The organism is Peribacillus sp., from assembly GCF_059453735.1.
Genome location: NZ_JAZVJO010000520.1, coordinates 1 through 5,475, shown reverse-complemented (window position 1 = coordinate 5,475; position 5,475 = coordinate 1). Strand labels below are relative to the sequence as shown.

The window sequence follows — 5,475 nt, the reverse complement described above, 5'->3', positions numbered from 1 at the left end:
ATTGGACTTTGAATGGTCAGGCCTGTATCACTAGACAAGGAGAGTACCTGCGAACCTCCGCCATCAATTGAAACCTTCACCTCAAATTCAGGCGATCCTTCGTCTTGATTTGGATAACTCCAGTTAAGATTAATTTCATTTAGTTCTTGATTATAGGCACCAGTTAACCCTTGAGGAGCAGCTAATTTAGTGTATTCCTTGGTTACTTGAGTTGGTTCATGTCCTTTTACATAGTACTCGTTTGTGATTCGTTCACTTGGTGTATAGCTGTTAGCTAGTACGGCAGGGTTTGATCCCTTAACAACCTGTACTTTAACCACACTATTTGGCTGTTTAAAATCTTTTGTTTCTTTATTTTTTGTGACATATTGCATTAAGTTTTTAATAATCTCTTTAGGAATTCTTTGCGAGCTGCTGCCCACATAGTCTAGTTTTTCATTTGGTTTATTATCATATCCGGCCCAGACCCCAACGGTGTAATTGGTGGTGTATGCGCCCATCCAACTATCGCGGACACCATCAGCTGGAATGCCATTGGCTGCTTTTTCTTCAGGAGTGAAGTTAGTTGAACCGGTTTTTCCTGCCATTGGTAATCCCGGAACTTTCGCCCGGATTCCTGTCCCGTAGTCTTCATTGATTACACTCTTTAACATATCTGAAATAATAAACGCAGTCGATTCTTTCATTACCGCTTTCGATTCAACTTTTTGCTTAATGGCTGTTTTGTCTCTTAGGACAATTTTTGTCACGGTATGTGGTTTGTTATAAATTCCGTTATTCCCGAACGCACTGTATGCCCCAGCTAATTCCATGGAAGAGATTCCTGAATCCATTGATCCAATAGAGGCGGATTCGTTAACATTATCAATAGGTACGCCTAGTTTCTCTGCAAATTCTCTTCCTTTTCCTTCGCCGTATTCCTCAACTGCCTGATAGGTCTTCAATGCCGGAATATTTAATGAGCGGGCCAATGCTTCACGAGCGGTTACCTGCCCTTTATATGTGCCACCCGCATTTTTAATTGGGGTACCATCGGTATATTGATATGGTTCATCAATGATTGGTTGATAAGTTGACCAATTTAGATATTCAACAGCTGGTCCATAATCAATGATCGGTTTTATGGTTGAACCTGGTGAGCGCTTCGCTTCAGTTGCATAATTAAATCCGCGTTTTACTGTCGTGTTACGTCCGCCGCCGATTGCTCGAATCTCACCGGTTTCGGTATCAAGCAGGGTGATACCCGCTTGTAACTTTTCATTTGGATACTGGATTACATCATTTGTATTCAATAATTTATATACATATTCCTGAGCATCACGGTCAATTGTTGTATAGATTTCTAGACCGTCTGTATAGACGTTATAATCGCCCATACTTTGAACTTCTTCGATTACTTCATCGATAAAAGCATCGTAAGGAGTTGTATCAGTTTTACTAGTATCCTTGTCTTTCAAGCCTTTTTCAATTGCAATAGCTTGGTTCTTTTCCTTCTCTTCTTTTGAAATGAAGCCATGTTTATTCATTAAGTGAAGGACAACGTCACGACGTTTCTTCGCTTTATCAGGATGACCGTAGGGTTGATAATTACTTGGGCTCTGCGGCAGTCCGACAAGCATGGCTACTTCATTAAGTGTTAAATCCTTCAATTCTTTTCCATAATATGTTTTTGCTGCGGTAGAGATCCCGTTGGCGCGATTGCCATAGAAAATCTTATTTACATACATTTCAAAGATTTCTTCTTTTGTATATTTTTGTTCTAGTTTAATCGAAAGCCACATTTCTTGGACTTTCCGTTTAATTGTCTTATCAGGAGTTAAATAGGAACGTTTAACGACCTGTTGGGTCAAGGTACTAGCACCCTGAGATCCGAAACCGTTCGTAACGTTTGATAAGACCGCTGCACCCAGCCGGTAAAAATCAATACCATGATGATCATAAAAGCGAACATCTTCCGTTGCTAGAACCGCATCTTGGACAAGCTCAGGAATGTCTTCGTAATTGACATACTCTCTATTCTCTATACCTTCTTCAGATAATAGTTTTTTATTAACATCATATATTTTTGAGGCAATTGGGTCTTTTAAAAGACTTTCATCGAGCTCAGGAGTACCGCTGACAAAATAGGCAAATGTCACTCCTCCAGCTACAAGTCCAATCCCTACAAGAATACCCAGAATCATGATGATCCGTTTGAACATTCCTTGTTTAGGTTTCTTCTTTGTTTTCTTTTGATTCTCCACTTGCTTTCTTCTCTCTTGTCTACTGTTATATTTCTCAGCCATTACAGCTTACCTGCCTTTCTTAATAAACAACTCAGATTCTATTTCTAATAATAGAATCTATTACTTTAATATAGTCAATTCTCGGTTGAAAGCCAAGCGGTATCCTTTTTGCTTCAGTTTCTACTTCTTCCTTTGTAATTGACTTTCTTCCACCATCTTGCATCCTTTTCCAAAAAAAGTGAATTTCAGGATAATTCATTAGGTATATTTCATCCGTGACAGCGAAGCGAATAATAACAAAGGCGATGCCGCCTTGTTTGGTCACGTTCATCATATGTAAGATTTGATGTTCATGAAAATTCTTTAATGGGAATGATGTTGTATTTTGGGTTTCTTTTGCTTCAAAATCAAGATGGTGTCCTTTGTAAACGCCATTATAATCAGTAGTGGAGGCTTGTTTAAAGTATGCTTCTTTAATGACTGCAGCGCTTCGTTTTGGATAATGAACATCCACTATTTGAATGGGCGTAGGTTTTTTGTGAACAACGGCGATCCCTTGTGCGAGATAGAAAGAATTTGTCTCATTCAAGTCATCCTCGAGCGTTTTTCCGCGGTTACTGAAGCCTGCTTTAATTTGCGGGCGTACAGATTGGTCTGATTTCCGCGGAGTAAATTTACGACCGTTGGGATAGTGGAAAGCCATTTTTGTCCCTCCTTTTTTTTCATCTATCTATGATAGCAAAAAAAGAATGGTAATAGTGAATAAAATGTCTATTTTCATAAAACGCTAATAGATAATGCAAATTGGATCGTTCAGAAAAGAGGGAGCAAGAATGACGAGTTGTACGATTCTAAAGGAGTTGCCAAGAAAAGAACAATTACTCCTTAGGACCATTCAGAAACAAACAGACGATCGAAATCAGGACAATATTACTAGAACAAAAGCATATGAAGCCTTTTTTGCCATGCACCCGACGATTCACTGGTCCTATTTAGCTGGTATGGTATCGAGAAATGCTGGTTGGAATATGTGCGATCTAGCAAGTATAAATTATAAAATTTTGTTGACGCCATCCTTTAGAAAGCTTCTTTTCTTGACCTATGAACAGGCAAACTGGTTGATTTTTCGAGATGCCTACCCACAATTACTTCTCTTTCATTATTCGACGAAATGGAAACGACCTTTGTTTCATTTATGTAAGTATTTTTATATATCTTCTTTTATAGAGGAGGAATGGAAATATTTCTGGCGGGTTCATGACGAGAAAAGACTGGTTTACTCAATGATTGTCAATGAACAGCATATCATTGATCTTCCTGTAATCAGAAAAGGACCCTATACCACAGTCTTTCATTCGTTTCGTTTCCTCTTTCAAGACCAGCTTCATTTCAGCACGGTATTATTTCCAAACAGGTACGGGGAATGGTATGGGTCTTCCGTTGCGAATTTCAGAAGTTTGGATAACCGGATCGAGTTAGGGAAAAAACTATACGCTATTTTATTTTCGGACTTACTTCATTCGGAGTTCCTTGCTTTTTCAAGAAAGACAGAACATACAGGGTCAAGACATGATTATCAGCGGTTTTCACCTTTTATATTTAGTGAAACTCCTTATTTACGAACCATTTATCCTGTCGTTACCCACTATATGGATGTGTCGGTCCAGTGGAATCGATCTGTATTCGTTAAGAGTAAATGGTATGATCCACCAGAATTTCATGAAACCATTAATCTGACCAAATGGTATCAGAAGAAACAAAAACAGCTTCAGGTATTTGCAGTGATTAAAGCTGCACTTCCCTGAAGCATACGATTAGTCTAGACTATTTAAAACGCCTTATGTGGATGGACGGTCAGGACCAGAAGTTTTTGGATTACCGGTTCCTGATTTTTTATTTTCTTGGTTTTTTTGCTTTTTAAGGTTTTGGTCTTTACTGTTATTATTTTTCAAAGGTGTCACCTCCTGCTAGTAGTTTCTGCAATTCTGCTCTTAATCATTCTTAACTTGTCGAAAGATAGAAAAATGAAGCATTTTCACTTTCTTTGACGATATCCTTCTAGTTTTGTCAGCGAGAAAGGGCAATGGAAAAAAAGGCAGAATTCTATATATAACGAAAAGGGAGGGGAAAGCAATGGGAAGCTGCAAGATTGCCAGTAAGGAGATTTTAGATCTTCTTAATGAAATAAATGCGGGCCTTGATCAACTTGAAAAAGGCGTAGCTGCATCTGTTCACAAACAAAGCACAAGTTTATGGAGTACGCAGGAACATCTGGTTCAAACTGTTGAAGCCGATTTTGTGAAGGCAGAAGGAAAATGGAATGCTGGAGTGGACTTTGCTGAGAAAGAGTCGATGAATCCTTTAATGAATCGAGAAGATCTAAAGAGAAGTATGCCTTCATATGAAATTTCCTGAAAGTGTTTTATACTAAAGGAAAAAGAGTATTCGGAGGCATTATGATAAATAAAAACTACGCAAAAGAGCTGACGCAAAAACTCATTCAATTTAATGAGCAAGCGGATGTTATATATGAAGAAGTTCGGGCAGCAGGGAAGGAAAAGGATTTTTATAGTGAAGTCAAACCGTTCGCGGATGAAGTGCACACTACCTGCAGTGAGTGGAAAGATAGTATGAAGGAATGGATGGCGATGGAATCCTTTACACATCTATTTCCTCTTCAAATCGAACAAACAGCCAATAATCTGTCTGACGTAGCGGTGCAGGCATTCTTTCCAAAGACAAGCTATAAACGTTTTAAAAGTCATGTACAATCAGTCCGTTACATTCTGCATAATGTTCGTGATGAAATTGATCGTAAGCTTACGAATCTGTAGTTAATAAAAAGGCTCTCACACATCCCGTGACATAGTCATATAGTATATCAGCTAATGCTATGTGAGGAGAGAGCACATATGAATAATAGGACATCCTACTGTAACGTTAATCCTAGAAATACGGGTTTTTATATGGAACAACCGCCTTATTGGAATGGTTATCTGCCGCCCCAATATGTTCAGATGAATGAGCCGTATATGCCAGTGGAACCTGCTCAACAGACCGGGTATCATTATAATGGGAATTACCCTCCCTATCTTTCCTATCAGCCCTTTCCACCTCAAGCGGGAGGGAACTTTCCAGCTCCAGGTATGCCCATGCAGCCAAACAGACCACCTGTAAAAAAGTCATTTAATCCTTTTGCAAATCCGCTGCAGCCAATGAAACCAATTCAGCAGCAACAAGGGAATACAGC

5 protein-coding genes and 1 pseudogene are annotated in these 5,475 nt (G+C 39.0%); 4 read left to right on the top strand and 2 right to left on the bottom strand.

What is annotated here, in order from left to right:
• Positions 1-2,285 (bottom strand): transglycosylase domain-containing protein (locus AC52RT_RS17255; protein WP_495541887.1); only part of this gene is annotated, 2,285 nt, incomplete at its 3' end.
• Positions 2,286-2,316: 31 nt separating this feature from the next.
• Positions 2,317-2,928, bottom strand: a complete 612-nt coding sequence (gene recU, locus AC52RT_RS17250; protein WP_495541886.1) for a Holliday junction resolvase RecU — start codon at positions 2,926-2,928, stop codon at positions 2,317-2,319.
• A 130-nt stretch (positions 2,929-3,058) separates the two neighbouring features.
• Between recU and AC52RT_RS17245 the strand changes: the two genes are divergently transcribed.
• The 4 genes and pseudogenes from AC52RT_RS17245 to AC52RT_RS17230 all read left to right on the top strand — a co-directional run.
• On the top strand, positions 3,059-4,030 hold the full coding sequence (locus AC52RT_RS17245) for a DUF2515 family protein (RefSeq protein WP_495541885.1): 972 nt from the start codon (positions 3,059-3,061) through the stop codon (positions 4,028-4,030).
• A 328-nt stretch (positions 4,031-4,358) separates the two neighbouring features.
• Positions 4,359-4,640 (top strand): hypothetical protein, encoded by a 282-nt coding sequence (locus AC52RT_RS17240; RefSeq protein WP_495541884.1) that lies wholly within the window; start codon positions 4,359-4,361, stop codon positions 4,638-4,640.
• A 41-nt stretch (positions 4,641-4,681) separates the two neighbouring features.
• Positions 4,682-5,059, top strand: coding sequence for a YppE family protein (locus AC52RT_RS17235; protein ID WP_495541883.1), 378 nt, complete (start codon positions 4,682-4,684; stop codon positions 5,057-5,059).
• A gap of 78 nt (positions 5,060-5,137) precedes the next feature.
• Positions 5,138-5,475 (top strand): annotated as a pseudogene (locus AC52RT_RS17230) (hypothetical protein); the annotation flags it as partial.

What these genes read in the sequence shown, in the direction of transcription:
- AC52RT_RS17235 (WP_495541883.1), top strand. Translation starts at nt 4,682, where the DNA reads ATGATAAATAAAAACTACGCAAAAGAGCTGACGCAAAAACTCATTCAA.
- recU (WP_495541886.1), bottom strand. Translation starts at nt 2,928, where the DNA reads ATGGCTTTCCACTATCCCAACGGTCGTAAATTTACTCCGCGGAAATCA.
- AC52RT_RS17245 (WP_495541885.1), top strand. Translation starts at nt 3,059, where the DNA reads ATGACGAGTTGTACGATTCTAAAGGAGTTGCCAAGAAAAGAACAATTA.
- AC52RT_RS17240 (WP_495541884.1), top strand. Translation starts at nt 4,359, where the DNA reads ATGGGAAGCTGCAAGATTGCCAGTAAGGAGATTTTAGATCTTCTTAAT.